Below are 26,553 nucleotides of genomic sequence, written 5' to 3' on the forward strand. Positions count from 1 at the left end.
TGAGGAGGCGGCCAAATGAATTCTATGAACGTTTCATCCCATAACGGGTGCGACGGAGATGGCGGCGAGGCGAGGAAATACGGGGACAACAGCGTGGACGGTGAAGCGCTAGCAGGCACTGATAGCGGCTGCTGCACGCAAGCTGCGACGGACTTGGACACTTGTGCTGCTGATGTGGCGGAATGCAGCGATGCTGCGGATGCAGCGGAGTGCTGTGGCGCTGCTCATTTGGACCCTGGCGCTGCTGATTCAGGCTCCCTCGTCATCGCCAGCTCCCCTCTCAAGCTGCCTGAGCATCGCGTCCATGAGCTGGTTCTGCTCAAAATCATTGCTGAGACGCTTAATCAAGCTAACGAGCTCTCGGGAATGCTTCACTCCGTGTTGGAAAAGCTGCTGGAATTAACGGGATTAACGACCGGCTGGATTTTTTTATCCGATGAATATATGGATTATCATTGTGCAGCGGAGCAGAATCTCCCTTCCGCCCTGAACGACGAGGAGGGCCAGCGCATGAACAACGGTTCATGCTGGTGCTTGGACCGCTACTGGGGCGGCAAGCTGAAAAATGCCGTTAATATTTTGAACTGTAAACGAATTGAGGATGCCGCAACATTCCAGTGGGGCGATACGAACGGCATCACGCATCACGCAACCGTGCCTCTTCGTGCAGGCAAGCGGCTTGTCGGGCTGCTTAATGTCGCCGCACCTGGCAAGGAGCGATTCAGCGATGAGGAGCTGGCGTTGCTCCAATCCGTCGCCTTCCAGATCGGCGGAGCAATTGACCGCATTCGGCTGTATGCAGCCGAGCAGCAGCGCGCTGCGCGGTTCGCCAAACTTGATGAGTTCAGCCGCGCGCTAGGCTCCCCTCTCCAAACATGCACACATCCGGCGCTGTTGGCGGAGTATGCGATCCAACTGATCGGCGAACAATTCCAATGGCCGATAGCCGCGCTATACGAGCTGTCTGGCGACGAGCTCATCCAGCGCGCCGCCTTCGTTAACGGGTCTACCAACCGCTGGCTCAGCCGAATGCCCCTCCCTTCGACTGGATGGCTGCATGAGTCTGCATTAAACCGCCAGCTAGCGATCGCATCACGCGAGGAAGCAGCCTCGCTCGCTTCTTGCACCCGCGAGCCTTACCGTTCGGCGAACAAGCCCGTCGCAGCGGCCGCTATTCCATTGCCATTCGGCAGTGCCGGAGACGGCGTGCTTGTATTAGGCAGCCACCGGCAAGGCGAATTCATGCTGGCCGACCGCCCTATCCTTGAAGCATTAGCCGAGCATATTGCCCTTAAGCTGCAAAACTCACGCTTAGCCGAGCAGCGCCATGAACTCGCCCGCTGGGACGAGCGCAACCGGCTCGCGCGCGATTTGCATGACTCTGTCAGCCAGCTTCTCTTCTCGCTTTCCATTACGTCGCGAGGCGTAGAGAGCCTGCTCACGAGCCCATCGCCGGACACGAATGCCGCTGTCTCTGCCGTACGTGACATGCAATCGTTGTCACAAAGCGCTTTGAAGGAAATGCGCGCGCTCATCCTTCAGCTTCGTCCCGCCGAACTTCAAGCCGGCCTCGTTACGGGCCTGCAAGAATACGGGCAGCGGCTCGGGCTTCACGTCCATACGCAGCTCGAAGGCGTGCGTGAACTGCCCCGCATGGTGGAGGAAGCGCTATGGCGCATCGGGCAGGAAGCACTCAATAATGTAAGCAAGCATGCTGGCACGAATCTCGCTTATCTCTCCCTTCTCCTCACGAGCGATCAGGCGAAGCTTTCGATTCAAGATAACGGAAACGGGTTGGATGAGGGAGCGATCGTTGAGGGAGATGCTTCTGTTAACTCCATTGGCTTATCCACGATGCGAGAGCGCGCCGAAGCGCTTGGCGGACAGTTCTCGCTAACTCGTCCTAGCGGCGGCGGAACGCTGGTGGAAGTTCGCGTGCCACTTTCTCCCCTATCAATTGAAAGGCCTGGAGGCGATTAACCGATGACGATTAAGCTGCTGCTCGCCGACGATCATGCAATGGTGCGCAAAGGGCTGCAAATGTTTCTCTCCATGCAATCCGATCTGCAAGTCATAGGCGAAGCGTCGAACGGGCAGGAAACGATCGAACGCGCGGCCGAGCTAGCGCCAGATATGATCCTCATGGATTTGAACATGCCCATTCTGGACGGCATTGAAGTGACTAAGCGGCTGAAGCAATCGCACCCGCATGTGAAAGTCATCGTACTCACTTCCTTTTCGGACGAAGCGCATGTTCTTCCAGCTATTCGAGCGGGAGCGAAAGGCTACTTGCTCAAGGACATTGAGCCCGACGAACTCGTCAGAGCTATACGCCGCGTATGGCAAGGGCAGGTCGAGCTGCATCCTGATGCCGCATCGCGGCTGATGAACATTTTGGCAGAGCCAGCATCTAACAAGGACGACCCCGATGAAGCTGCGTTGAGGCTCTCGGAGCTGACCAAGCGCGAGCACGAGGTGCTCCGATTGATCGCAACGGGCATGAGCAACAAGGAAATTGGCGATTCGCTCTCCATTACGGAGAAAACGGTTAAAACCCATGTCAGCCATGTGCTCGAAAAGCTAGGGTTTTCCGATCGCACGCAAGCGGCGATTTTCGCCGTGAAACAAGGGATTGACCGCACGTAACGAGAGGCTTGAACAGAGGCTAATGCGAGGCTTAATGAGGGAACCCCGGCACGATTGAAGCGTGCCGGTTTTTTTTTGCGACTGCGCCCACATCCGCCCGTTTCTGCTGAACTCAGACTTAAGTCTTAGAAAAAATGCAACCAAAGTAGAAGTGAAACAATTGGAAAAATCATACTTAGCAATGACGATTTCATCTTCGCGTTCCAGTAAGATGAGAATTATAAAAACCCCGTTTGAACCGGAGGAGGAAATTACGATGAACATTGTCATTATCGCTGGCTCTAACCGCAAGGATGCGACGAGCACCAAATTAGCCGAATATGCGAGCAAGCTGCTATCCAAGCAAGGGCATCTCGTCCAGCTGTTCGATCTTCACAAGCAGCCGCTTCCCTTCTACTCTCCGGATCTTACGCCCGAACCGGACGGCGCAGTAGCTGCGCTTCAGCAAGCAATGCTCGAAGCTGATGGCGTTATTCTAGCAACGCCTGAGTATCACGGCAGCATTTCGGGCGTGTTGAAAAATGCGCTAGATTTCCTTGGGCAAACGCATTTCAACGGCAAAACCGTGCTCTCCGCCAGCTCGGCCGGCGGCCCGATTGGCACTAGCTCACTCCTGCAGCTGCAAGCGATCGTTCGCAACCTGCATGGCGTGAACAGTCCGGAATGGATCTCCATCGGTTACGGCCAGCACAGCACATTAATGCAAGCATCCAGCGATTATGAGCAAAGCAATCCGCTCTTCGACCGCATTCACTTGGCTTTGCGTACGTTTACGGATTTGGCCGAGCGTTTGAGCGGCGAGCCGGTTCGCGCTTAATAGCATTGCTCAGCAATCGGCGATGGGCTTGGACGATTAAAAGAGCCAATAGGGCAGAGGATTCTATGCCCTATTGGCTCTTTTTGCGCGTGCGCCGGACTGTGGTCCGCTAGAAACTAAAGTTGCGTTTTCGCATCGAACAACGGTTCCCCGACCCATTAGCGGACACAAGCTCTTATGGACGCTCACTCAAGCGCCGACATTTGCACAGTGCATTTTCCCTAAAATGTAGCACGGCTAACGGACTCCAGAGCCGTTATTTGATGCAATAACAGCGAGATGGAAATCTAACGGACCAGAAGGTCCTTATTTACTCGCAATTGGCACATAAAACAGGGAAAAACGATGAATAAAGGCCATGGAGTCCGTTAGATTCTAAAAGTTGCGATTTCGCATCAAATAACGGCTCTCCGGTCCGTTAGCGCAAAAAGGAACGCCAGGCGCTCGCCGCCCCCTGCCACCCGACTGGCTAAACACAGTTACTTCACGCCCCGTTTATTCCCCGATTACAAATGCATTCTACACTTCCACTAGGAGGTGTGTTGCATGGATGCAAAACCGACATCTGCTTGGCCAAATGCGCCTTTTTCCCCGTCCACTCTTCCCCGTAATCCAAAGCTTCTCATCGTTTACGCCTCGTATGGGGAAGGCCATCTGCAAGCTGCTCGCGCTATTGAGGAAGCATTAGAACGGCAAGGCATCGCAGGCAGCAGCATTAAACTAGTTGATTTGCTAGCAGAATCGAATCCGTTCATAAACCAAATATCCCGCCGATTCTACCAAAATAGCTACACGCACATGCCTGCCTTATACGGCTGGGTTTATGACCGCACCCGCCCCATGAAGCATAACTCGCTGCTCGGCGGTTGGCTTCACTCCTTCGGCCGCGATAAGCTTCGCCGCATCCTCGCGGCAGAGCAGCCGGATGCTATCGTTTATACCTTCCCAATGTTCGCTGCGCCAGCCAATCGGCGCGGTTATCCTGTCCGTGTGCCAACGTCCGCCATCGTTACCGATTTTGACCTCCACCGCCGCTGGGCCCATCCTTGCGTCGACCGTTATTATGTTGCGACGGAAGAACTCAAACAAGAGCTAATTTCGCTCGGCATAGCGGAGCAGCGCATTATGGCAAGCGGCATTCCGATCAAACAGGGCTTCGCTGAAAACGGAACCCCCGGCCATTTCGAACGTAAACATGATTTCGAGCGCAAACATGAATTCACCCAAGACCGGCCTGCCCTTTATCGCCGCTATAACATCCCATCCAATCGCCCGATCGTCCTGCTCATGGCCGGTGCCCATGGCGTGATGCCCGACATTCCTGCGCTTTGCGATGCATTGCTGCAAGAGCCTAATCTAACACTCGTGCTCGTATGCGGGCGCAATGCACAACTGGCAGAATCGATGCGCTCGCAATACCAAGAAGCTTCCATTTCCAACGATTTAATGCCTAAACACGCCCTGAACCTGAGTGGCGCAAAAAGCCGCATTCATATTTTCGATTATGTCGACACTATCCATGAGCTCATGCAGCTCGCGGATTGCCTCATTACGAAGCCAGGCGGCATTACGCTTGCGGAAGGGCTGGCAGCAGGATTGCCGCTTTTGCTATATCGCCCAGTTCCGGGCCAAGAGAAAAACAACGCCTTGTATCTGCAAGCCAAGGGTGCAGCCACCATCGCCAACACGCCTGCCGAGCTGCGCCGCGCAGCAGCCGCCCTCCTTTCTAACCCGCAAGCCCTGCTTCAAAGCCGCGCCGCTTCCCATGCTTTAGGGCAGCCAAACGCAGCGAATAGGATCGCTTTGGATATTTTGTTCCATTGCCCTATAATGGAAGAGGCATCCTCCATTTTGTAAATGTAAGGAGCTAAAAATGCCGTGACCGGTACCGCAACAGCCAATCGATGGTTCGGTGCGGAGATGATTCTATTCTCCGCCATCTTGTTTCTCGTTGAGTTCATTCGAGGGGCAGGCGTGATCAGCTTCTTGCCGGTATACGGCGAGAAAACGCTTGGCCTCTCCCTCGACATTATTGGGGTAGCCGTGACCGCGCATTACATAACGGATACGGCATTAAAGCTCGTCATCGGCTATTTGCTAGACCGCATGTCAGCACGATTCGTCGTGCAAGGTGGCTTGCTGTTGACGACCATTGGCATCGCCCTTCTGCCGTATGCGACGTCCGCTTGGCTATTCATCATGGCCTCTGCGTTATTTGGCATCGGCATTTCGCCGATCTGGATCGTTTGTCTCACACGGGTATCAGAGGACCGGCGGGCCACACAGATGGGCTACTTGTATACGATTTGGTTCGTCGGGCTTGGGGCTGGGCCCATTGCAGCGAATCTGCTGCTGGACTACAGCCGCAAGTGGACCTTCATGCTGCTGCTTACGATGTCTGTTGCCGCGCTTGCCTTATCGCTGCTCATGCGTGCAGGGCGCGCCCATGGCGTATCCCAAATACCGCTGGGCCAGCAACTGGCCATCCTGCGCGATAAGCTGCGCCAAATGCGCCTGCTGCTGCCCGGCATGATCCTTCAAACGACGGGTGCCAGCATGCTCGTCCCGATCCTGCCCAGCTTCGCTAGCGATCAACTTGGCTTGACAGGCGCCCAATACTCGCTGTTGTTTGTCGTAGGAGGCGCTTGCACCGTTGGCGGCTTAATGCCGCTTGGGCGGCTATCGGACCGCATTGGCGGGAAGAAGTGGTTTCTTGTCATCGGCTTCGCCTGCTTCGCCTTGACGCTTTACTCACTTGCTTGGGCTCCATCGTTCGGCAAATGCCTGCTCCTTGCAGGCGCGCTTGGCCTTTCCTATGCTGCGGTGCTGCCTGCGTGGAACGCGCTGCTCGCCTCTTACGTTCCGCCGAAGCAGCAAGGGCTTGGCTGGGGGCTATTTTCAACAGTAGAAGGCATTGGGGTTATGATTGGCCCGATCGTCGGCGGCGTTATCGCTTCCCGAATCGGGGTTCCTTCCGTCGTCTGGTACAGCGCCGTCCTATTCGGCCTGATCGGGCTGTTCTATCTCTGGTTCCCTTTCCGCAGCTTTGCGGAGCATACGGAGCCACCCCGCTCCGGGGGCAATTCCCATACGAAAGGCTAAGGTGACCGTGCAAGCATGAGCCAATGGCAAGAATGGATCCATCATTTGAAAACACTCGATCTACAGCATATTGAACGAACGCTCCAAAGCTATTCCGCATACGGGCCCTTGCCCGGGGTGCTTATGCCGGTCGTGGAGGCGCTGATTCCAGCGCTTCCTCTGGTCGTCATTGTGGCAGCCAATGCAAATATATACGGTCTGTGGTACGGCTTCCTGCTCTCTTGGATCGGCGTAACCTTAGGGGCATCCCTCGTCTTCTGGCTCGCCCGAACACTCGGCAATCGTTTAGGCGCATGGTTTCAAAGGCGTTTCCCGAAGACGCAAAAGTTTTTCCATTGGATCGAACGCAAAGGCTTTACGCCCTTATTTTTATTCGCATGCTTCCCTTTTGCCCCTTCTGCGCTTATTAACGTAGTTGCAGGCTTTAGCGCCTTGCCCTTCCGAACGTTTCTCTTCGCGACGCTGCTCGGCAAGGCCGTCATGATCTTTAGCATTTCCCTTGTGAGCGCCGACATCTCTAACTTTACGCGAGAGCCTTGGCGCATTGCTGTCCTCATTGCCGTCCTCTTGGTCATGTGGTTCGGCGGCAAAAAGCTCGAAGCGCGTTATCAAGTCAAATAACAGGAGGCCAAGGCGACATGGCCATGAGCATCAATTGGTACTCCGCAGGCGCAACCGCCTTCGTTCTCTTTCTCGCTTTGGCCTTGGTAGGAACGATGTTTCTGCTGATCAAGCTGTCCAACGATGATTCGGACAAATATAAGGACCTCAAGGAAATGGTGGAAACGATCTTCGGTACGCCTGCCCATCTTCGTACGGGCAATGCCGCTTCGCAGGATGACGCCAACAAAGAAGCTGCTGCGCAATCGGCAGCGGCTGTTGAAGCATTCGCTGAGCCTTGCCCCGCCTGCGGCGAAACAGTCACCGAGCAGCATCGTGACTGCCCTTCGTGCGGCCTTCGATTACTGTAATTTTACATTCATCCCTCCCGCTCATAAGATCCCGCTTCCCGTGGCACACTGTTAAGGCAGCTTACGTTAATGCCGGAAGGTCCGGCTATGCCACGATGGAAGGAGGCTGTTGCACCATGTCCGGCAAATTGCCATCCGAGAAGCAAAAGGCAGCGAGCAAGAAGCAATCGCTTGCCGATCAAGGACAAGCAAGCAAAGCTGCTGCAAGCGAGCTGCAGTCCAGCGCCGATCACTCGGCGGTAACGAAGCACGGCCTGTGAGCTACGCATGGAAGGTCGTTCTTCGCTTGCTGACAAGGCTATATACGAGTGAATGACCGCATGATAAGGAGGGAGTTTCGCTTGTCCGAACACAATAAAAACAACGGCTATAACAAGATGGATCCGATATCCGGCGAACAGGTCGAAGTAGAAGGCGTGTACAAAAACGAATGGGGCCGCGAGGAGAAAATGGAGCGCGGAGAGCTGTTCCCATCCGATCCGATACTCGGAAACACGGAATGGGAGCTAGTGGAGCTTGATTTTGACAACCATCACAAAGGCCATACCGATCCTCGATTAGTGCCTAAAGATGATGATGACAATCCCGAGGCGCACATGCAGCATCCAAGGCGCCACCCGAAGGATACGCGAACTGAAAAATAACGAATGGCCGGCTACTCGCCCTCATTCGCCTTACGTGAAAAAAGCCGCACAGCCCACTTTGCCTCTACAGGCTTAAGCGGTGTGCGGCTTTTGATATTCCAAGCCTAGCTATCGCGTTGCTGCACTTGATCAATTAACTTCTCTAGCCGGCGTAAATGATACGCATATTCGAACATCGCCGACGCCACGAATACGAGCCGCTTCCGGTCCTCGTCCGCTTCTCCAAGATAAACTGTAAGCTGAGCAGCCAGCTTCGCCTCCCGTTCTTCCTCCGGCTCAATATGCGCGTTCGCTTTCATCTTTCCTTCAGACTTCAGCAAAATATGCTCGTGGTACTTCGTCAGCTCCTCAATATGCCGATCGAACTGATGTGCCCATTCGCCAGCCCCCGGAGCAGCAAAATAATGCTCCTCCACGATTTCCAGCAAATCGCAGCCTTTCTGAAGCGCCTTAATCATTCCCTTCGAAACGAGCAGCTGGCGCGCACGCGCTGCCTTGCTTACCGCACGAATCGCCCGCTCCTCCTCGAAGACGGAGAACCGCTCATCCAGCTTGCGCAGCGTGCTGTGAAGCCGTTCCTTCTCTGCGTTAAACACTTGCTCCTTCATCTCGTTGGAGATCGCTGTACGCAGCAGCAGCGACAGCTGATCAAACGCTTGATGCACCTGCTGGGAAAACTGCTTGCGCGGCCGCGGAGGGAAGATCGCAACATTAACAAGGAATGCCGCCCCCATGCCAGTCAATACCATCAAAAATCGGCTTATCGCCGCATCGTAGCCCGCATCATGCGCTTCCATAATCGCGACGACCGTCACGAGCGTCAAGCCAATGGTGCTCTCCATCTTCAGCTTGATACTGATCAGAATGACGAGAATACAGACCAACCCTACAGCAATCGGCGTATGGCCAAACAGCCGCAGCGCGGCAAGCGCAACAATCGCGCCAAGCACATTCGTCTGCAACTGGTCGCTAATCTGCTGCCAAGAACGGTAAATCGATGGCTGAATGGTAAAAATCGAAGCGACCGCCGCAATCAGCGGCGATGGAAATCCAAGCAGCCCGCTTATGTAAATCGCGAGTGCGACCGCCATTCCGGTCTTTAGGACGCGTGCGCCGATCGTCATTGCGGCTCCGCCTTCCCATCAACGTGCAGCATAATGCTCGTCGACTGTTGCTCCTTGCCATTAACCCAAAGCGAAATCCGATGCTCGCCAGGCCATAGCTTGCGCGTCGACAGCTCCTGCCATGTTATCTTTTTCTCGCCGGACAACCGCCTCGTCTCGCCCGTAATTGGCTTGTCCGCGATTAAGAAACGCTTATGTGACCGCTTGCCGTTCAACCGGACATAATCAACGCCGTATTCCAGCCTTATGCGGCCTTCAGCCTCCGGCGACAGCTGCACGCCATAACGCAGCATCGACGCTTCCCCGATGTGGACGTCCGTCCGATCCACGCTGATCGCAGCCGGCTCCTGCAGAAGCGCATGGCCAGTTGCAGCCGGCTCTGCCTCCCCGCCGGCAACGGTCGCCAGCAATGCTTCTGCCCCGTAACCGAATAACGCCATAATCGCTGGCTCCGCCTGCTTGACCAGCGTTCTGCAGCCCTTCCTTACAATCCAATCGGTTAGCGGATGCTGGCCGTACCAGCGCTGCGCAAGCTCGGCCACAACTGCAGGATTGTCCTTGCTTATGTCATTGAGATGATTCGCTACGCTCTTGCGAACATAAAGCGATTCGTCTGCCCTCAGCCGTTCCAATATCGGAATTGCCGGCGACGGATCGGCCTTAAGCATCGGAAGCGCAGGCGCCCAAGGCAGCCTCGGCCGGCAGCCTTCGCTCGCTAGCCGCCTCACATGCTCATCCTCACTGGCTGACCACTCCAACATCCGCGCTAACGCACGCTCTGGATTAGCCAGAATGAATGGCCGGATTGCAAACTCCGATGACGAGCGCTTCGTAAACCTCTCCAGCATCGCCATCGACAGCTCCCAATGCTCCTCTGACCCGCCATAGATTTCAATGAATTCAGGAAAAATCAAATATGGAAACCCGGTGCACTGCTCATCGATCAGGCATAGGATGCGAACCGCTTCCTCATAATCCGGCGGGAGCAGCTCGCCAAGCGTAACCGTTATTCGCCGCATGCGCCCCTTTAGCTCCAGCCCTTCCCAGCCATCACCTTCCACCAGCGCAACGAAGCGCTGCAGGTCAAAGGGCGGCCATGCTGCTTGCACGAGCGAGCCGAAGTTATGCGCAAATGGCGCGTTATACATTAATTTTAATGGCTCAGCCATCGTTTGCGTTCCCCCTGTATCTGTTCCAAACATGCGATGTGCTTTCGATTATACCGAACAATCGTTCCCTGTGCAAAGAAAAGCACATGGCAAAGCCCGAAGCTTGCCTTATGGCATGCCCCGGGCTCTTATGCAGCGTATGCTGCCTTTTCAATTACACATAACGCTGAATGATGTCAGCCAACTGATGGGCGATCGCATCCGGCCCTTGTTGGAGCTGGCCGTCTGAGAATGTCACGCGAACGAACGTCTCATCCATGTCCATCGCCTCCGACAGCCAGCCGCCTAAGCCACGCGCTTTGCGGTCGATCTGCAGAAGCAGCTCCAGCTCATGCCCACGATTGAAAAATGTAACCTCCAACTCGTCGAGCTGGCCACGGAATTGCGTCGTTGGCACGAATTCGAACTCCTGAACGAATGGCAACCGGCCGCCGAGACGAGCTGCATACTGGCATTCCGCCTCCCGCAGGCGGAATCCAATGCGCGAGAGTGCTTCCAGCACGACATGTTGCCCTTGCGAAGGCTGAACTTCGATCCGATCCGAATCGCCTGGGTCAACCGCACCCCGAACGTCAAGCTCTGTCTTGATCCATACTGGCGCACGGCCAATCGTCAGCGGCGTTTCATTAGGCAGCAGGAAGGAGAACGGAACTTCCTGGCGCTCATTGGGCTGAAGCGTGAACGGCTTCGTCACATGAAAACGCGCGATCTCAGCATGATGGCGGTGTTTGTGGTCATCCGTTTCGCGAATATATTCCGTCATGACAGACAGTTGCACCGTCTCGACCCGCTGGTCAACTGAACCCCCTTGCATTCGAACAACGCCCCGTACCTCTTCGCCTGGTGCATAACGTGATTTTTCCAAAACCGTATCAATCTTTGCATTACCGATCCCAATACTAGCCAAGAAACGATTAAACATTGATAAATCCCTCCCATAGTTGTGTGTTAAGCCGCGAAGGCTTCGCTTAGATATGTCATAGATACGAATCAGATAAGGAGCGGTTTCGTAAAATTATGGCTTTCGGCATTCACGCAAATTCGTTTCATCCAGCGAGCCATTCAACGTGCGCAGGACAGTCCCCTTTCCTGATGCCACGACGGTTCCTGGCGCCTGGCCAGCTTGCTCGCCTGTCAGCGGCGGAGTCGCATATGGGAACGAAATGACGAATGTCGCCCCTTCTCCCATCTCGCTATGCGCTTGAATCCTCCCCTGATGATTATCGACGATTTTGAACGTAACCATGAGCCCAAGCCCCGTTCCCCTATCCTTAGTCGTATAGAACGGCTGCCCCATCTTTGCAAGCTGCTCCTTCGGAATGCCCGGGCCTTGGTCAATAATCCGTGTAACGACGTTGCCATCTTCTAGCTTGCTCGATATGGCGATCATGCCGCCGTCTTCCATCGCTTCAATCGCATTCTTAATTACATTTATGAACGCCTGCTTAATTTGATTCTCAACCCCGAACACCCACAATGGGGCGGAATCCGTTTCTACGGCAACTTCCGTATTGTGCAACGATGCCTGCGCCTCCAGCAACATTACAGTATCATCCAATACTTGGCGCATATCAAGGTAGGCAAGCTCGTACACCTGCGGCTTCGAGAGCATGAGCAGTTCGCTCACGATCGATTCAATTCGGTTCAGTTCTGATTTCATAATATCAAAATAGTTGCGCCCATTGCTTCTGCCCGTTGAAATCAATTGTAAAAAGCCTTTCAGCGACGTCAGCGGATTACGGATTTCATGGGCAATGCCAGCTGCCAGCTGTCCCGCAACGTATAGCTTCTCGGAGTTAATGAGCAGCTCCTCGTTCTTCTTGCGCTCCGAGATGTCACGAACGATGAGTTGGAACGCAGGGCGGCCACGAAGGGTAGTCGACGCGATTACAACCTCGGTATACAGCTTCTTGCCGCTGACCGTGAACCATTCCAGCTCTTCCGGCGGAAACGTCTTTCCCGGTTCGAACGTCCCAATGCGGTGAGCAGTATCAGCATGATGCTTCGGATGCAGGAATAGGTAAATCGACTTGCCGACCATCTCGTCCCTCTCGGACGCATGGAACAGCCTAAGGCCTGATCGATTGATATACTCCCAATGATTGCCGTCCAGCACTGCGATCATATCGATGGAGTTCTCGACAAGCTGCTTATACCGCTGGTCCGCTTGGCGATAACGGCGATCAGACATCCTTGTCATCAAGCTAATGCCTAGAATCGTGAGTGTAGCAAGACCCAACATAATCGCGAGCACCATATAATACTCATTGAGCCTCTCAGCCGTCATGACCTCGCTGTATTCGATTGACAGCCCCCTCATCCCAAGCATATGCATCATCATGCACGAGCTGCCCAGAACGATGCTTGCGGGCCATACGGTAGATTCGGGATTCATCTCATGCAGCAGCAGCGCTATAGCGGAACCAAGCAAGATGATGGCAATCGATAATCCGAACATAACAGGATCAAAATGGAAGGCTTCGACAGGACCAAACATTCGGTTCAAGTAGTGCAGAAGTGCGCTTCCCGTACCTAACAGCAGGGCCGCTAGCCCTAATCGGGCGGAGAACGCCCCCATCCGCTCGCTTCCAAGCATTAAGAACGACAAGTAGGCTAACCCCGAAGAAACGAACAACGAAAGCAGCATTGGAACGTTAATAAAGGAGTAGTGGTTGGTCGACAGCAATGCAAGAAAATGCATGGACCAAAGGCCAATGCCATAAACAGCTGAACCGCCTAGCAACCATACATGGCGCCTCCGGGATAGTTCCCGTTTGAGATGGGTAATGAGCGTAAACATCGTAAAGGATGAAAAGACGATAATGACAAACGCAAGGACCAAAAAAACAAGCAGTTCCGTCCTCATATTCGTATCGATATATTCATTCATGATCCGGCCAGACCCTCTTTGTTTCGTATCTTTATCGTCGGTTTATTTTCGACAATTTTCCATAAAATCCTTTTTTATATACTTAGTTCTTTAGTCCTATTTGTTCCAAAAACCGCATTGTTATGCGCATTTTGCCTCATAGACCTGTTCGAAACCTGTCTATTGCGGGTATAATGTACTGTAAATTACGGGAGGTTCGTTCCTTCCAAGGAGGCATGAACTTGGGTTCTATACTAAAAGAATTTAAAACATTTGCTATGAAAGGCAACGTGATCGATCTCGCTGTCGGTGTCATTATCGGCGGAGCATTCGGCAAAATCGTCACATCGATCGTTAACGATATCATTATGCCGCCTATCGGCATGATACTCGGCAATAAGACTTTCAAAGATCTCTACATCAACTTGGACAATTTGACCAAAAGCGGCACGCTTCCTGACGGCAAAACGCCTATATCCTCGTTGTCGCTTGCCCAAGCCCAGCAGAACGGCATCCCCGTCATTGCCTATGGCCAGTTCATTAACGTCGTGCTTGATTTCTTGATCGTTGCACTCTGTATTTTCTTCATGGTCAAGGGGATCAACAAACTGCAGCGAAAACCAGCCGAAGAAAAGCCTGCTGTGCCGACCGAGAAGGAATGCCCGCACTGCTTGTCCCTCGTTCCGATTCGCGCAACGCGCTGCAAGCACTGCACCTCGCATCTGGAACAGGCGCAATCTGCACAAAGCTAGCTTGCTATCACGCGTTGGGATGGGAGAGAATCGGTTGTGAGCGAAGAATGGTTTGACATCTACGATGAGGATATGCAACTGCTCGGACAAGCTACTCGTGCGCAGACGCATGCGCTAGGACATTGGCATCAAACCTTTCACTGCTGGCTGACGCATCGCCAAGGAGATGACCGGTTTGTTCGTTTCCAACTGCGCCAGCTAACGAAAGATACGAATCCCGGCCATTACGATATTACGGCAGCCGGGCATCTGTCTGCTGGCGAGACGCTTGCGCATGCCGTCCGCGAGCTCGAAGAGGAGCTAGGCGTCATTGTGCCCTTCACCTCCCTTCATCCGCTTATGCAATGGCGTGAACAAGCAGAAGGCGAGGTCAATGGCCAGCCTTTCATCGACCGGGAGCTAAGCCATGTGTTTGGCTTGGTATGCGATTTGCCGCTCACCTCATTCAAGCTGCAAGCTGAGGAGGTGTCCGGCATCTATGAAGCAAAGCTGGAGGAGATGGCCGATTTGTTCGAAGGCAAGCTAGCGGAAATTGAAGCGGCTGGCGCCGAACTTGATGCAGCGGGCCACCTCATGCCAACTGTTCGAACGGTTACGGCTACGCAATTCGTACCGCGGGATTCGCAGTATTACATCGATATTTTCAACAAGCTTCGATCCCTTACATAATCATAATCGATAACAAAACAACAAGCCTGGCTGGCGCTCCCTATGCGGAAGCACTAGCCAGGCTTGTCGTTTGTTACGTGCGCTCATCCCGTTGAAGGAATGGCCGCCGCCCTGCCCCGCGCTGCCCTGTCGCTGCTTCCCAATTCGCGTACCACTGGTCAATTAAGCCATGAATGCTATAAAACACCGTGTTGCGCGGCGCAAGGTCAAAATCATTAATTTCAGGCTCGCGATAAATTCTTGCTGCTGTCTCATGAATACAGCCGTGAATTTGGCTCGACTCCAGAAATCTTCCTAGCTCATCTAGCGTTGCGAAAGATTGGGGCTGCGACACAATTCGGAATTCCGCAGAACGGTTATAGCAAGGTGCATTGCGAACGGCCTCAGGCACTTGCTGCCACGGCGCAACGAACCGGTTATCAAGCCCTTGCTGCCCATACCAATTCAATGCCTTGCGAATGAACTGCCGATGAAACCGAAGAAACCGCTCCCCCCAACCGAAGGGAACAAAGTTGCTTTGCACATGATTCGTATGATGCCAGATGCGATGCTCCTCCAGCAGCTGCGGCGGGAAATTCGGTATCGTTGGCATAAGTCACCCCTACGTTGGCCTATAGTCGTTAGCCATAGTTTATGCAGGCGGCGCTTCCCCTGTTCCGCATCCAATGGAAAACGGCCCCCAGCGGGAGCCGTCGATCCATGCCGATTTGCCGATGAACGATAATTAACAGTGGTTTTTAATCTTGTTGATACAGATGTCGAACGTCACTTTTACTTCATTCCATTTGCCGAATTGGCAGCACACGCGAACGCAATCCGAGTCATGCGTGCAGAAGAATGCAACCACTTTGCAGTCACAGCCGCATCGCTTCAGGATGCGTTGCACTTGTTGGCCGTCACGCCTGCGAATTGCCATTGCCAGCTCGTTAGCGACCCATCTGTTTTTCAGTTGGCCAAAAATGCAGCTAATTTCGTCCCCAGCTTCTTGAATGGCATCGACGGCAGGGTCTACTTTATCCCCGCAGCTGCGATTGCCGCTTGTATGCTCACAGCCACAAGAAGATGATGTGCGCGTACGGCGCTGGGCCGCACTTGTCACCCGTACTCGATTGATGCGAATTCCTGCTGATTTAAACGTCATTCTTTATTCCTCCCTTCAAACATGCTCACCATAAGATATGACGGGGCAGCCAAAAGGTATGGACAAGAACTATCCGTCATTCGCATATTATCGGACATGCATGGAAGCAAGGCGTACAAGCTCGCTATGGCAGTTGCCGCCCGGTACAAATGACGAAAGGGACAACCAACCCTAACGGCTGATTGTCCCTTATTCTTCGAAACCATTCTTCGAACGCTAATGCTTATTCGAGCTGACCGACGCTTCTGTCTGGGGCTTGCCCGCGTTGCCGCGGTTAGGAATAACCAGACGGTCATTGCCCATGTAGAATACCGCTGCTAGCGACAGCCCCGCCGGTATTGCCGCCCAGAGGAACGTGGTCGAGATCGACGATGAAAGAGCATCGACGATTTTGTCCATGACATCCGTCGGAATTTGTGCCCGGTTCTCAGGAGACAGCAATTGGCGCACATCGCCGAACTGCTCGCCACCAGCTCCCGGCGCGCCTCCCCCGCCGAAGGTGCTGCTTAAGTCATCCTTCAACAAATTGCGCTGCAAAATGCCGAATACAGTGAGGCCTACTGTCATCCCCAGCGAACGAAGAAATGCCATCGTCGAGTTTGCGGAGCCGCGCTGCCGCACATCGAAGTGATGAATCGCTGACATGCTAAGGACGGAGAACGAGAATCCGACGCCAAGCCCTACGATAATCAAATAGATCGACAGCAGGAAGCTTGAGGTGTCTGGCGTAATGGTCCCTAGCAGCAGGGCTCCGATCACGAAGATAACCGCTGAGAACAGCATGACATTCCGGTAAGAGGTTTTCCCTACCGACATGCCGCCCAACTGCGCCGCAACGACAGAACCGAGCGTCATCGGCAGCAGGAACAACCCGGATTGCGTCGCTGTTCCACCCGTCACGCCTTGAATATAGATTGGAATATACATAGCGAACGTAATGAATCCCGCTCCATATAACAAGCCGATGACCGTACTTGCAGCAAACAGCCGCTTGCGGAACATGTCGTATGAGATAATCGGCTCCTTGGCTTTCGTCTCAACATAGAGGAATACCGCCATCAGAACCGCTGAAATCGAGAACAAGCCAATAATGGCTGCCGAATCCCAAGCGTACTCTTGCCCGCCTAGCTCCAGCGCAAACATCAGGCTAACGATCGATCCGACAAGCGTCGCCGCGCCCCACCAATCGATCTGCTGTTTGGAATGCTCCATCGATTCCCGATAGAACAGATATACCAGCGCTAATGCAATAAGGCCAAGTGGCAGGTTGATGTAGAAAATCCAGCGCCAATGGATATGGTCGGTCAAATAAGCGCCAAGCAACGGCCCGAACAAGCTTGAGGTGCCGAATACAGCGCCGAACAAGCCACCCATTTTGCCCCGTTTCTCTGGCGGAAACACGTCGAATACAATCGTGAACGCAATTGGAACGAGCGCACCGCCGCCAATGCCTTGAATCGCGCGATAAATGCTAAGCTCAACAATGCTATGCGCAGTGCCGCACAAGATAGAGCCTAATAGGAACAAACCGATTCCGAGCATGAAAAACCGTTTCCGTCCATACATATCCGACAGCTTGCCGAAGATCGGCATCGCCGCCATTTCCGTCACTAAGTAAGCAGAAGTTACCCAGACGAACTTTTCCATTCCTCCTAAATCTGATACGATCGTAGCCATCGCTGTAGCAACAATCGTATTGTCAATCGCCGCGACGAATATGCCGAGCAGCAAGCCTGCTACGACGAATCCGAGCCGATTGCTTTGAGTGGCTGACATGATCCAAACTCCTCCCCGAATCTACAATTGAATTTCTGAATCGACGGCCGCGTGGCGAGCCACGTGGAGCGATTGGGTATATTCGACGCGGCCGATGCGGCATCCTGTTCCAATATAAATTCGGTTGCCCCGAACAACATCGGCACGGGTATGCTCCAAATGGATTTCGTCGCCCTCTATGGCCGATACCGATAATTCAGTATGCTTCTGCGGCACAATCCATCCCTTAATCGCTGTCCAGCGGCTGCGCCTGACATCGATGCGCCCCCCGCCGATCTCCTTCACTTGGCTGGGGCCATAAAGGCGCAACTCCACTTGCTCAGCATTCATGAGCCCATCGAGCGTTAACGCCCCTTTGACGGTCAGCCTCTCCGCCTCGACACTTTCAACTGCCGTCAGTTGCCCGAGCACGTTAATCGTTCTCCCGCGGACAGGCCCATCAACGGCCAATTGGCCCAGAACTTTTAGCTCGGCGCCGCTCCAGCCACCCTTAACCTTCACTTCACCTTGCAGTTTAAAAAAGCCAGCTTGAACGGGACCCAAAACGGCGCATGTGCCCGTACAGGTGAATGATTCGCAATGAAGAGGGCCTAACACCTCGCATTCGCCAACGATTCTGACCCGATCATACGCCCCGCTCGCAATCGAACCATTCCCCACAATGCTCATATTGCCTTGATAGGCTTGCTCCATCCTTTTCGTCTCCTCCCTTAGCCTTCACTTTAGCCGTTAGCCCATCAAGAGCTCGGCGCTTACACCTTTATCCGTTCCTTTACGACTGCTGTTTCATGGGCAACTAGCTTATTGGCATATTCCACCTTATCGATCCTTTCCCGGATGCGAATATCGGCTTGCAGCTTGCAGTGGAGATAAGCGACCAGCCAATTGGTCCAGCGAAAGGGTCTCCTTAAACTACACGATACGATCGATGCGGCTTAATATAAGTTGGCTCGGGAAAAACGTCTCCTGCCCCGTAAAGTCGCTTTGCGAATGATCCATTCCTCTGGAATGAGCTTCTTTCGCTTCCACCTGTATAATTGGCCATATGAGATTCCTGTGCGCTCAAGCAGCTCTTTTTTAGAAACAAGCTCTTGTTCCATGGCCATCCCCTCATTTCGATTGACGGCTCCAGGCGTCGTAACGTAACACTGTTACGCTAATTGTATGCAAAGCGAGGCAGCTAATACAGCGACGGAGGAACGAAAAAAGCTCAGTCCGGAGACCGAGCAAGCGTTGCGCTCCCTCCCCTCATTGCAAGCCTTGTTCGGGGGGGATATTATTGGGCGCATCTAAACAAATATAACAAAAAAACGCGGTTCCCAATGGGACCGCGTCTACGATTTAAAAGTGGTGCTGATGAAGGGACTCGAACCCCCGACCTACGCATTACGAATGCGTTGCTCTACCAGCTGAGCTACATCAGCATGCTTGCCGTTACGAAGAGTTTGTCTCATCGACGACTTTTATAATATACCTCGCAGGCAAATGAAAGTCAACAGATTTTGCGCAAAAAAGCCGAATCACCCTTCGACTGGTTCAGATGCCTCAGGCGGCTCGGATTTGAGCGGCAGACGCAGCGTAAAGACGCTTCCCTTGCCCTTCTCGCTACGCAGCGCCAATGACCCTCCGAGCAGCCGCGCCAGTTGCAAGCTAATGGATAAGCCGAGCCCTGTGCCGCCGTATTTGCGGTTAATAGCTCCGTCCTCCTGTTGGAACGCTTCAAAAATCAGCTGTTGCTTCTCATCGTCGATGCCAATGCCCGTGTCCTCGACGGCAAGCGTCAGCCACTGCTCCATCACCGCCTCTTGCTTGCGCGGCAGCCTTCTGGATAATTCACCTTGCTCGGCCGACAACACATCAAGCGATTTCGTGGCTGCCAGCGTGCCAGCAGCTTCGGTTGGCTGAACGTTTGCCCCCATAGGCGTTGCCGCCTCGGGACCTGCCGAATCCGGGCGCTTCTGCCCCGTACGGGCAAGCCCCGTCGTCGGAAAGGCGGCGAAGACGGTTTTGCGAATGCGGTCGGTCGTTGACTCGCTGCTGCGGGCCCCTAATCCGCCCCCCGCTCCGGTCCTGCCGCGGTACAGCACGCTCGTCCAATCCCGAAGCCGACGTTTGCCAACCGTATTCTCAGGCGCCAATTCGACGCCAACATGGAGCGTTACAGAGCCAGTCTCGGTAAATTTGAAAGCGTTGAACAGCAAATTGCGCATAATCTGATTAACCCGCAGCGCGTCGGTATAGAGCGTATCTGGCACATCCTCCGCGTATTCCACAAGAAAATCGACTGACTTCTGGTCCGCCATCGGCTGGAACATCGCCTGCATCATTTGGACGAGATCCAGCGGCGAGATCGGCTCGATGACAATGTCCATTTTGCCCGCTTCGACCTTCGATAGGTCAAGAATATCGTTAATGAGCTGCAGCAAATCATTGCCTGCCGAATGAATGATTTCGCCATAACGGACTTCATCCATCCCATAACGCTCATCATCATTGTCCCGGATCAGCTGTGAAATGAGCAGAATGCTGTTCAGCGGCGTCTTGAGCTCATGCGACATGTTCGCTAGAAATTCAGACTTGTACTTTGAGGCCAGCATCAGCTGGCGCGCCTTCTCTTCCAAATCACGCTTTGCCTCACGCAGTTCCTTGGTCTGCCGCCTTAAAATAATATTCATGCCGCGCAGTTCGCCGATCCTCAGCTGTTCCTTGTGAAAGTCCCGGATCATAAATACGAAAAAACCGCTGAGCAGCGTCGCTAATGGCAGTGTAATCGGCGCAACCTCCAGCCAATACACCCGAAATGGAATAACCCCCATAACGGCGATATCAAATGCGTTAAGTACGTTAATCGCAACGACAGCCGTGCATGCTTTCCAGAAAAACCGCCATTCGACGCGCTGCAAATACCAGTTAATCAACGCCGCAAACACGCCAAGCAGCGCCATATTCATACAGCCTGCCCAGGAGGCTTCATTCACGCCATAAAATAACCGTCCCGCCCCTATTCCTGCACCGATCACCAGAAACGCACCCGGACGGGCGAAGACGAGAATCGCCATAATGAGCGGCACGAACCGTAGATCGAACAGCTGCGTGTCGCCGACACGCAAGCCGAACAGCATCGTCACCCAGCCCGCTAGAACGAATACGAGCATGGAGATCGCATATTTGAGCCGATCCGACACGTTTGGGAACAAATATTTGTAACCAATATTGAACAGGTAAGCGATTGTAATGAGTACGCTCAAGTTAATGAAGAACACTTTAGAAAATGCCATTCTGCTCCCCCTCTAGTCCTTATTGTACACGATCCAAGGAATCGAATCACCGCCGGGCTATCGCCCGCATACGATAAGGCAACAGCACACGGGGAGGAGATTGCCCATGGAAAAGCTAGATAAGCATGATAAACATACGAAGCTCGAAAAACTCGAGAAAATCGAGAAGTCCGACAAATACGAAAAACTCGAAACATACCCTAAGCAAGTCGCCATTCATGATCACCAGAAGGTCATCTACAAGGCAGATGTGAACCACGCTAAGCATGTACGGGACATTCGAAGCAAAATCAATCCGGTCTGCGGCAGCTACATGCATCGCCACGTTTGTGTTGAGACAGTAGATGGCCACAAATATACAGGTGTTATCGTCCACGTTGACGAGCGCTGCCTCTATCTGCAATGCGCATGGCAAGATCCGCGCGGCTTCATGCCTTACAATGCCATATTGCCACTCGTCCTGTTCGAATTGCTCGTCATTGCACTGCTGTAATCAGTAATTCCTAAGCACCAGAAAGGCCTAGCCCAAAAGAACTGGGTTTGGCCTTTTTATAATGTAATGTGTAACGCAACATACCATCTTGACAGACCTCCCTATTTGATCCAGTATCATAATTGACAAAATATGCTTATACCAGCATTCATGGAGGGGTTTTAATGTCGGCAAAAACCGTTACTTTCGATCAATTAAAGGATGAGCTGCAAACCGGGGATATTTTCTTTGCAAGCGGCATCGGTGCAGGAAGCCAACGCATCGAGAAGCTTGAGCATTGTGAATGGTCGCATGTGGCCATGATCCTGCGCACGCCGGATGATCAACTGCTGCTGTGGGAGTCCACTTCGCTCGACAACCTTGAGGATGTGCGTTTCCATGACCAAAAACCCGGGCCTCAGCTAGTCCGGCTTGTTGATCGGCTCTCGACCGACGTCAGCTCTAAGTACGATGGGAAGTTTGCCATCCGCCGCCTGTATGTAGAACGTACGCCCCAGATGTTAGAGAAGCTCAACGCCTTCATCGCACAGGTTTATGACGCATCGTTCCCAAGCCATTTGCGCATGTATTTCGAGGTGCTGGAAGGAAAGCTCGGCATTCAGTCGTCGTTTAAAGATTTTTTCTGCAGCAAGCTGTTAGCTGAGACGTATATCCAGCTTGGCCTACTGCCTAGCCACCCGGTTCCAAACAGCTACGAACCAGCCAGCTTCACGCCGAGCCATCATCTTCCGCTTCTGTTGGATGCACAGTTGGGTGAAGAATTGCTGATCGATATTTCTTCGATTCCGGTCTCATGATTCGTATCGCCGTTTCCCTCTTTCTCCTGTTGACTCTGGGCGTAGGCGGACTAACGCCTGCGCCCAGCGATGCAGCAGCAGCGCAGCCTGTTGATGGCTCGCCAGCAATACATAATGGCAGTATTGACTTAGCCGACTGGGATGCTTCTGAGGATGGACCGGTCAAGCTGGATGGCCGCTGGTCCTTTTACTGGGAACAACTGCTGGTCCCTTCGGACTGGTCAGTGGCCAGCGCTCCTGCAGGCGAACGCTATATAAATGTGCCTGGCTATTGGAACGACCGCGTCGAGGGCGAGCCTAACCGCTCCGCCAACGGCTATGCCACGTATCGGCTCCATATCTCATCCATTCACAGCGAGGAGCCGCTCGCGATCAAGTTACGCAATATGTACTCCTCTAGTGCGGTATGGGCCAATGGCAAGCTTGTTTATTCCGCTGGGCGGCCAGGAACCGATGCGCAGTCTACGGAGGCGCGGTACACCCCTTCGGTTGTCATTCCGATTGGCGGGCTGGACGGCACGCTTGACCTTATTATCCAAACCGCCAATTTCACGTATCCCCGAGGGGGCATCAATAATGGGCTGTTGCTTGGCACGGCCGAACAATTGATCGCCTCGCGATCGAGCGAGATTGTACAGGACTTTATCCAATTCGGCGCACTTGGCATGATGGCGGTGTATCACCTGTTCTTGTTTGCGCTGCGGCGCAATGATCGGACAACGCTTAACTTCGCGATTTTTTGCTTATGCATGGCCGTACGCGCTTTGCTCGTCAATTCGCGTTATATTCTTGAAGTGTTCCCGGACATGTCATTCGAATGGTTCGCGAAGCTCTCTTATTTGACGGTTTATGCCGGTTTCTACTTCTTAGTGGCTTATGTGCATGGCCTGTTCCCGTCTCTCTTTTCTTCCTTTATTCGAAAAGGCTACGGGCTGTTCTCGCTGCTGCTCATCGGCGCCGTGCTTATTCTGGATGTCAAAGGGTATGACCGGCTGTTGATCCCGTTCGAAATCCTTACAGCAGCTGCAGTGCTCTATGCCGCTTTCGTAGCTGTTCGGGCCGCCAAGCAGCGACAATCGGGCAGCTTGCTGCTCATCGGAGGCTTCCTAGTTATATTCGCCACAGGCCTTAGCGACGCGCTGGTGCGCAAGGGCGGCCATTTTCCCGCTTTGCTATCGACGGGCGTGCTTCTGTTCGCATTTTTGCAATCCTTATTATTATCGATGAAATTTTCCAGAGCGTTCCGGCAGGTCGAACAGCTCTCTGAACGGCTCATGTCTCTAGACAAGCTCAAGGATGAGTTTCTCGCCCGAACCTCGCATGAGCTTCGAACGCCACTGCACGGCATTATCGGCTTGGCCGAATCGCTGCTGGACGGACCCGCTGGCAGCCGGCTTTCCGCTGCTGAAAACGGGCATCTTCAGCTCATTCGATCCAGTGGGCAGCGGCTCTCTCACCTGGTAAACGATATATTGGATTTCTCTAAGCTGCGAAATCACGAAATTCAAATCCATCCGGTGACGGTCAATGTCCATCAGGTCGTAGAGCTCGTTCTTCACCTGCTCAGGCCGCTAGCCGAAGGCAAAGGGCTGCTGCTCATTAACGAGGTTCCTGCTGCCCTGCAGGTGCGCGCGGATGAGAACCGGCTCCATCAAATCCTGCATAATCTCGTTGGCAATGCGACCAAATTCACTATGCAGGGGCATGTCACTGTTTCTGCCCGCAAGCAGGGACGGCACATCGCTATTTGCATCAAAGACACCGGAATTGGCATCCCGCCAGAAAGCCTTGAGGCCATTTTCGAATCATTCGAGCAACTGGATGGGGCAAACGAACGCGGCGGTGGGACAGGCATTGGCCTCTCGATTACGAAGAAGCTCGTCGAGCTGCACGGAGGGGAAGTCCGGGTTGAGTCCACACCGGGAATCGGCTCCGCCTTCTCGTTCATCCTTCCCGGACCGAATGAGGAAGAGGATGGATCGACCGCATTCAAAGGCTCGATTGCACGAATAAGCTTGCATGCGGAGCGGGACCAAGCAGACAGAACTTCCCTGTTCCAGCCATTGGCCATTCTCTCGGAGGACAGCCATGCGCCTGTTGCAATCACGGAGCCTCACGCGGATGGACCGTTGCAGATGGATTCGAAGAAGGCGAGTGAGGCACGCCCTTCCGTGTTGATCGTCGATGACGATCCGGTCAACCTCTCCGTGCTGGCGCAATACCTCGGCAATGGCTACGATATCCGCATGACGAGCAGTGGGCACGAAGCGATCGGCTGGATTCAAGCTGGCTATAAGCCTGAAATTGCGCTGCTCGATGTGATGATGCCGATCGTGTCCGGTTTCCAAATTTGCAACGAAATCCGGCAGTTATATAACTCTGGAGAACTCCCAGTGCTTTTCCTGACTGCCGTCAACCAAACGAATGACCTGCTCACAGCGTACCGCCAGGGTGCCAACGACTATATGATCAAGCCGATCGGCAAGCAGGAACTGCTCGCTAGGCTTGCCCTGCACCTGCGCATTGCCCGCTGGAACGCTTCCTTAGAGCAAGAGATCGCCGTTCGAATGCTTGCGCTGGAGCAAACCATGGAACAGCGCGCCCAAGCCATGTCGAACTTGTCCGTGCTAGAGGAGCGCAATCGGATTGCCCGTGACATCCACGACCATGTCGGCCATATGCTCACCGCCAGCATCGTCCAGTTGGAAGCCGGACTGGCGTTATTCGAGCATGATGCCGAACTTGCCGCAGAACGGTTAACGCTCGCAGCGGACCTGATGCGCCGCGGGCTGCAAGAGATGCGCCGTTCCGTTCGGATGCTTACAGATACGACGGAGGACACAGTCCGGCTCGAAGCTTCGCTAGAGAAGTTTATTGCAGAAGCAACCCGGTATGCCGGCATTACGATTGAGCACCGGATAGAACCATTGTCTACGCAGCTTCATCCCGAACAGGAGAAGCTCGTGTATCGCGTCCTGCAAGAAGGCATTACGAACGGCATTCGCCACGGCGATAGCCGGTATTTTCAATTCGAGCTGGTTGAGCGCGACCATGCGTTAATCGTAAAGCTGCTTAACAGCGGTGTGCCTTATTCTTCTTCGATGCTCGGCTTTGGCCTTGCGACGATGAAGGAAGCGGCAGAGCACTGGGGCGGCCAATTCCACATCGGCGCTGTCGAGGGCCAAGGCTGCCTGCTCGAAATTATTTTCCCTCTCCAAAGGAGTGATAAGCTTGCCTGACCCTAACATTACCATCGTGATCGTAGAGGATCAGACGCTGGTACGGGATGGCATCGAGATTATCTTAAATCTACAGCCTGATATGAAGGTCATCGGAACTGCGAATAATGGGAAAGAAGGCTATGAGCTAGTCAGCCGCCTCCGCCCGGATATCGTCCTGATGGACATCGAGATGCCTGTCATGAACGGCATCATGAGCACGCAGCGCATTAAAGAAGACTATCCCAACACCATCATCCTGCTGCTAACCACCTTCTCCGATGAACATTATGTAGTAGAAGGCCTGGCAGGCGGCGCAAGCGGCATTCTGCTAAAAGACTTCACAGCAACCAAGCTAACTGGAGCGCTCCGCGAGGCGATGCGGGGCGAGCTCCTTCTGCCAGCCTCCCTCGCGGCCAAACTTGCCATGCGGCTTCGTTCGGTCACGAGCCCAACATTCGCAGGCGCAGACTTTGCCCTGACACCGCGGGAGGTCGAAATCGCCCAACTGCTCATCGCCTACAAAAACAATCGCGAAATCGCAGAGGCGCTGCACATTACCGAAGGCACCGTCAAAAACTACATTAGCGTCATCTACGAAAAAGTCGGCATGAACGACCGCGCCAAAGTCATCGCAAGGCTCAAAGGCATGCTGGAGCACGGCTAGCCTTGGATTAAGGCCACACAGGCCCCCAAACCTGTGTGGCCTTTTTGCGTATAGGGCAGAATTACCGTTGGCTACCCTATTCGCTCGGTTGCCCCGCTTTCGCCCCATTAGGGCAGTTTTTTCTGCCCTATTCGCTCCGCAGTAACCGCACCAGAGACACTCTCCTCCGGATGTAAAGCCACATAGGGCACCCATAACCTGTGTGACCTTTTGACTTCCCCCTTCCCCCTTCCCACCCCACTCTGGGATGATGAAGGAGTAATTTGCCATCCTCAGAAGCATCGCAGCATGGCGAATGCTCCTGTAGAAGCAGCTTATGCTTCCGATGCAGCTTTCCTACGGAAAGCTTTTAAGCGTTCGCCTTTGTCCTCAGATTCAGACCGCCTAACGGTCTTATACAATCCAACGCATCCGGGGACA

At 53.7% G+C, this 26,553-nt stretch carries 24 protein-coding genes, 1 tRNA gene and 1 pseudogene; 15 read left to right on the forward strand and 11 right to left on the reverse strand.

What is annotated here, in order from left to right; all coding sequences use genetic code 11:
• The first annotated feature begins 15 nt into the window (after positions 1-15).
• The 9 genes from GON22_RS06725 to GON22_RS06760 all read left to right on the forward strand — a co-directional run bounded on the left by GON22_RS06725 (position 16) and on the right by GON22_RS06760 (position 8,180).
• Positions 16-1,980, forward strand: a complete 1,965-nt coding sequence (locus GON22_RS06725; RefSeq protein ID WP_237179055.1) for a GAF domain-containing sensor histidine kinase — start codon at positions 16-18, stop codon at positions 1,978-1,980.
• 3 nt (positions 1,981-1,983) lie between these two features.
• Positions 1,984-2,646, forward strand: a complete 663-nt coding sequence (locus GON22_RS06730; protein ID WP_160395346.1) for a response regulator — start codon at positions 1,984-1,986, stop codon at positions 2,644-2,646.
• 256 nt (positions 2,647-2,902) lie between these two features.
• Positions 2,903-3,463: an NADPH-dependent FMN reductase gene (locus GON22_RS06735; RefSeq protein WP_160395347.1), complete on the forward strand. Its 561-nt coding sequence runs from the start codon at positions 2,903-2,905 to the stop codon at positions 3,461-3,463.
• Positions 3,464-4,009: 546 nt separating this feature from the next.
• A complete protein-coding gene (locus GON22_RS06740) occupies positions 4,010-5,320 on the forward strand; it encodes an MGDG synthase family glycosyltransferase (RefSeq protein WP_160395348.1) in 1,311 nt (436 codons plus the stop codon).
• A 21-nt stretch (positions 5,321-5,341) separates the two neighbouring features.
• A complete protein-coding gene (locus GON22_RS06745) occupies positions 5,342-6,565 on the forward strand; it encodes an MFS transporter (RefSeq protein WP_160395349.1) in 1,224 nt (407 codons plus the stop codon).
• Between the two features lie 15 nt (positions 6,566-6,580).
• Positions 6,581-7,186 (forward strand): TVP38/TMEM64 family protein, encoded by a 606-nt coding sequence (locus GON22_RS06750; RefSeq protein ID WP_160395350.1) that lies wholly within the window; start codon positions 6,581-6,583, stop codon positions 7,184-7,186.
• A 17-nt stretch (positions 7,187-7,203) separates the two neighbouring features.
• The gene (locus GON22_RS06755) at positions 7,204-7,536 is read left to right on the forward strand and encodes a hypothetical protein (protein ID WP_160395351.1); all 333 of its coding nucleotides are present in this window, start codon (positions 7,204-7,206) and stop codon (positions 7,534-7,536) included.
• A gap of 116 nt (positions 7,537-7,652) precedes the next feature.
• On the forward strand, positions 7,653-7,796 hold the full coding sequence (locus GON22_RS25680; RefSeq protein WP_202113124.1) for a hypothetical protein: 144 nt from the start codon (positions 7,653-7,655) through the stop codon (positions 7,794-7,796).
• 81 nt (positions 7,797-7,877) lie between these two features.
• Complete coding sequence (locus GON22_RS06760; protein ID WP_442954359.1) at positions 7,878-8,180, forward strand: transposase; 303 nt, start codon at positions 7,878-7,880, stop codon at positions 8,178-8,180.
• 104 nt (positions 8,181-8,284) lie between these two features.
• Here the strand turns inward: GON22_RS06760 and GON22_RS06765 are convergent, their stop codons facing one another.
• The 4 genes from GON22_RS06765 to GON22_RS06780 form a co-directional block, all read right to left on the reverse strand.
• Positions 8,285-9,304, reverse strand: a complete 1,020-nt coding sequence (locus tag GON22_RS06765; RefSeq protein WP_160395352.1) for an FUSC family protein — start codon at positions 9,302-9,304, stop codon at positions 8,285-8,287.
• Positions 9,301-10,473 carry a DNA alkylation repair protein gene (locus GON22_RS06770; protein WP_160395353.1) on the reverse strand — a complete coding sequence of 391 codons (1,173 nt, stop codon included), beginning with the start codon at positions 10,471-10,473 and terminating at the stop codon, positions 9,301-9,303. Before GON22_RS06770 ends, GON22_RS06765 begins: the two co-directional genes overlap by 4 nt.
• A gap of 154 nt (positions 10,474-10,627) precedes the next feature.
• The gene (locus tag GON22_RS06775) at positions 10,628-11,395 is read right to left on the reverse strand and encodes a sporulation protein (RefSeq protein WP_160395354.1); all 768 of its coding nucleotides are present in this window, start codon (positions 11,393-11,395) and stop codon (positions 10,628-10,630) included.
• Between the two features lie 93 nt (positions 11,396-11,488).
• The gene (locus tag GON22_RS06780) at positions 11,489-13,363 is read right to left on the reverse strand and encodes an ATP-binding protein (RefSeq protein ID WP_160395355.1); all 1,875 of its coding nucleotides are present in this window, start codon (positions 13,361-13,363) and stop codon (positions 11,489-11,491) included.
• Positions 13,364-13,578: 215 nt separating this feature from the next.
• Between GON22_RS06780 and mscL the strand changes: the two genes are divergently transcribed.
• Positions 13,579-14,094: a large conductance mechanosensitive channel protein MscL gene (gene mscL / locus GON22_RS06785; RefSeq protein WP_160395356.1), complete on the forward strand. Its 516-nt coding sequence runs from the start codon at positions 13,579-13,581 to the stop codon at positions 14,092-14,094.
• A 36-nt stretch (positions 14,095-14,130) separates the two neighbouring features.
• The gene (locus GON22_RS06790; protein WP_160395357.1) at positions 14,131-14,763 is read left to right on the forward strand and encodes an NUDIX domain-containing protein; all 633 of its coding nucleotides are present in this window, start codon (positions 14,131-14,133) and stop codon (positions 14,761-14,763) included.
• Positions 14,764-14,836: 73 nt separating this feature from the next.
• On the opposite strand, the gene GON22_RS06795 is transcribed toward GON22_RS06790, so the two are convergent.
• From GON22_RS06795 to GON22_RS06825, 7 genes and pseudogenes are all read right to left on the reverse strand, one after another.
• Positions 14,837-15,355, reverse strand: coding sequence for a hypothetical protein (locus GON22_RS06795; protein ID WP_160395358.1), 519 nt, complete (start codon positions 15,353-15,355; stop codon positions 14,837-14,839).
• A 132-nt stretch (positions 15,356-15,487) separates the two neighbouring features.
• On the reverse strand, positions 15,488-15,904 hold the full coding sequence (locus tag GON22_RS06800; protein ID WP_160395359.1) for a hypothetical protein: 417 nt from the start codon (positions 15,902-15,904) through the stop codon (positions 15,488-15,490).
• Positions 15,905-16,120: 216 nt separating this feature from the next.
• Complete coding sequence (locus tag GON22_RS06805) at positions 16,121-17,680, reverse strand: MDR family MFS transporter (RefSeq protein WP_160395360.1); 1,560 nt, start codon at positions 17,678-17,680, stop codon at positions 16,121-16,123.
• Between the two features lie 21 nt (positions 17,681-17,701).
• A complete protein-coding gene (locus GON22_RS06810; RefSeq protein ID WP_160395361.1) occupies positions 17,702-18,373 on the reverse strand; it encodes a hypothetical protein in 672 nt (223 codons plus the stop codon).
• Between the two features lie 237 nt (positions 18,374-18,610).
• A pseudogene (locus GON22_RS06815) lies at positions 18,611-18,786 on the reverse strand (DUF4004 family protein); the annotation flags it as partial.
• 242 nt (positions 18,787-19,028) lie between these two features.
• Positions 19,029-19,104: transfer RNA gene (locus tag GON22_RS06820), tRNA-Thr, on the reverse strand.
• A gap of 96 nt (positions 19,105-19,200) precedes the next feature.
• A complete protein-coding gene (locus tag GON22_RS06825; protein WP_160395362.1) occupies positions 19,201-20,958 on the reverse strand; it encodes an ATP-binding protein in 1,758 nt (585 codons plus the stop codon).
• Between the two features lie 106 nt (positions 20,959-21,064).
• Between GON22_RS06825 and GON22_RS06830 the strand changes: the two genes are divergently transcribed.
• From GON22_RS06830 to GON22_RS06845, 4 genes are all read left to right on the forward strand, one after another.
• Entirely contained in the window at positions 21,065-21,451 is a 387-nt protein-coding gene (locus GON22_RS06830) for a hypothetical protein (RefSeq protein WP_160395363.1), read from the forward strand.
• Positions 21,452-21,615: 164 nt separating this feature from the next.
• A complete protein-coding gene (locus GON22_RS06835; RefSeq protein WP_160395364.1) occupies positions 21,616-22,248 on the forward strand; it encodes a hypothetical protein in 633 nt (210 codons plus the stop codon).
• Complete coding sequence (locus tag GON22_RS06840; protein WP_160395365.1) at positions 22,245-25,487, forward strand: ATP-binding protein; 3,243 nt, start codon at positions 22,245-22,247, stop codon at positions 25,485-25,487. The genes GON22_RS06835 and GON22_RS06840 overlap by 4 nt, the downstream gene beginning before the upstream one ends.
• Positions 25,471-26,133 carry a response regulator transcription factor gene (locus GON22_RS06845; protein ID WP_336604271.1) on the forward strand — a complete coding sequence of 221 codons (663 nt, stop codon included), beginning with the start codon at positions 25,471-25,473 and terminating at the stop codon, positions 26,131-26,133. The genes GON22_RS06840 and GON22_RS06845 overlap by 17 nt, the downstream gene beginning before the upstream one ends.
• Positions 26,134-26,553: the final 420 nt, after the last annotated feature.

The sequence above is a fragment of the Paenibacillus sp. MMS18-CY102 genome, from assembly GCF_009789195.1.
Taxonomy (GTDB): Bacteria; Bacillota; Bacilli; order Paenibacillales; family Paenibacillaceae; genus Paenibacillus_T.

Bases quoted from the DNA above. Each gene is read 5' to 3' on its own strand.
- GON22_RS06725 (WP_237179055.1), top strand. From the start codon at position 16: ATGAATTCTATGAACGTTTCATCCCATAACGGGTGCGACGGAGATGGC.
- GON22_RS06730 (WP_160395346.1), top strand. From the start codon at position 1,984: ATGACGATTAAGCTGCTGCTCGCCGACGATCATGCAATGGTGCGCAAA.
- GON22_RS06735 (WP_160395347.1), top strand. From the start codon at position 2,903: ATGAACATTGTCATTATCGCTGGCTCTAACCGCAAGGATGCGACGAGC.
- GON22_RS06740 (WP_160395348.1), top strand. From the start codon at position 4,010: ATGGATGCAAAACCGACATCTGCTTGGCCAAATGCGCCTTTTTCCCCG.
- GON22_RS06750 (WP_160395350.1), top strand. From the start codon at position 6,581: ATGAGCCAATGGCAAGAATGGATCCATCATTTGAAAACACTCGATCTA.
- GON22_RS06755 (WP_160395351.1), top strand. From the start codon at position 7,204: ATGGCCATGAGCATCAATTGGTACTCCGCAGGCGCAACCGCCTTCGTT.
- GON22_RS25680 (WP_202113124.1), top strand. From the start codon at position 7,653: ATGTCCGGCAAATTGCCATCCGAGAAGCAAAAGGCAGCGAGCAAGAAG.
- GON22_RS06765 (WP_160395352.1), bottom strand. From the start codon at position 9,304: ATGACGATCGGCGCACGCGTCCTAAAGACCGGAATGGCGGTCGCACTC.
- GON22_RS06770 (WP_160395353.1), bottom strand. From the start codon at position 10,473: ATGGCTGAGCCATTAAAATTAATGTATAACGCGCCATTTGCGCATAAC.
- GON22_RS06775 (WP_160395354.1), bottom strand. From the start codon at position 11,395: ATGTTTAATCGTTTCTTGGCTAGTATTGGGATCGGTAATGCAAAGATT.
- GON22_RS06780 (WP_160395355.1), bottom strand. From the start codon at position 13,363: ATGAATGAATATATCGATACGAATATGAGGACGGAACTGCTTGTTTTT.
- mscL (WP_160395356.1), top strand. From the start codon at position 13,579: ATGAACTTGGGTTCTATACTAAAAGAATTTAAAACATTTGCTATGAAA.
- GON22_RS06795 (WP_160395358.1), bottom strand. From the start codon at position 15,355: ATGCCAACGATACCGAATTTCCCGCCGCAGCTGCTGGAGGAGCATCGC.
- GON22_RS06800 (WP_160395359.1), bottom strand. From the start codon at position 15,904: ATGACGTTTAAATCAGCAGGAATTCGCATCAATCGAGTACGGGTGACA.
- GON22_RS06805 (WP_160395360.1), bottom strand. From the start codon at position 17,680: ATGTCAGCCACTCAAAGCAATCGGCTCGGATTCGTCGTAGCAGGCTTG.
- GON22_RS06810 (WP_160395361.1), bottom strand. From the start codon at position 18,373: ATGGAGCAAGCCTATCAAGGCAATATGAGCATTGTGGGGAATGGTTCG.
- GON22_RS06825 (WP_160395362.1), bottom strand. From the start codon at position 20,958: ATGGCATTTTCTAAAGTGTTCTTCATTAACTTGAGCGTACTCATTACA.
- GON22_RS06830 (WP_160395363.1), top strand. From the start codon at position 21,065: ATGGAAAAGCTAGATAAGCATGATAAACATACGAAGCTCGAAAAACTC.
- GON22_RS06835 (WP_160395364.1), top strand. From the start codon at position 21,616: ATGTCGGCAAAAACCGTTACTTTCGATCAATTAAAGGATGAGCTGCAA.
- GON22_RS06840 (WP_160395365.1), top strand. From the start codon at position 22,245: ATGATTCGTATCGCCGTTTCCCTCTTTCTCCTGTTGACTCTGGGCGTA.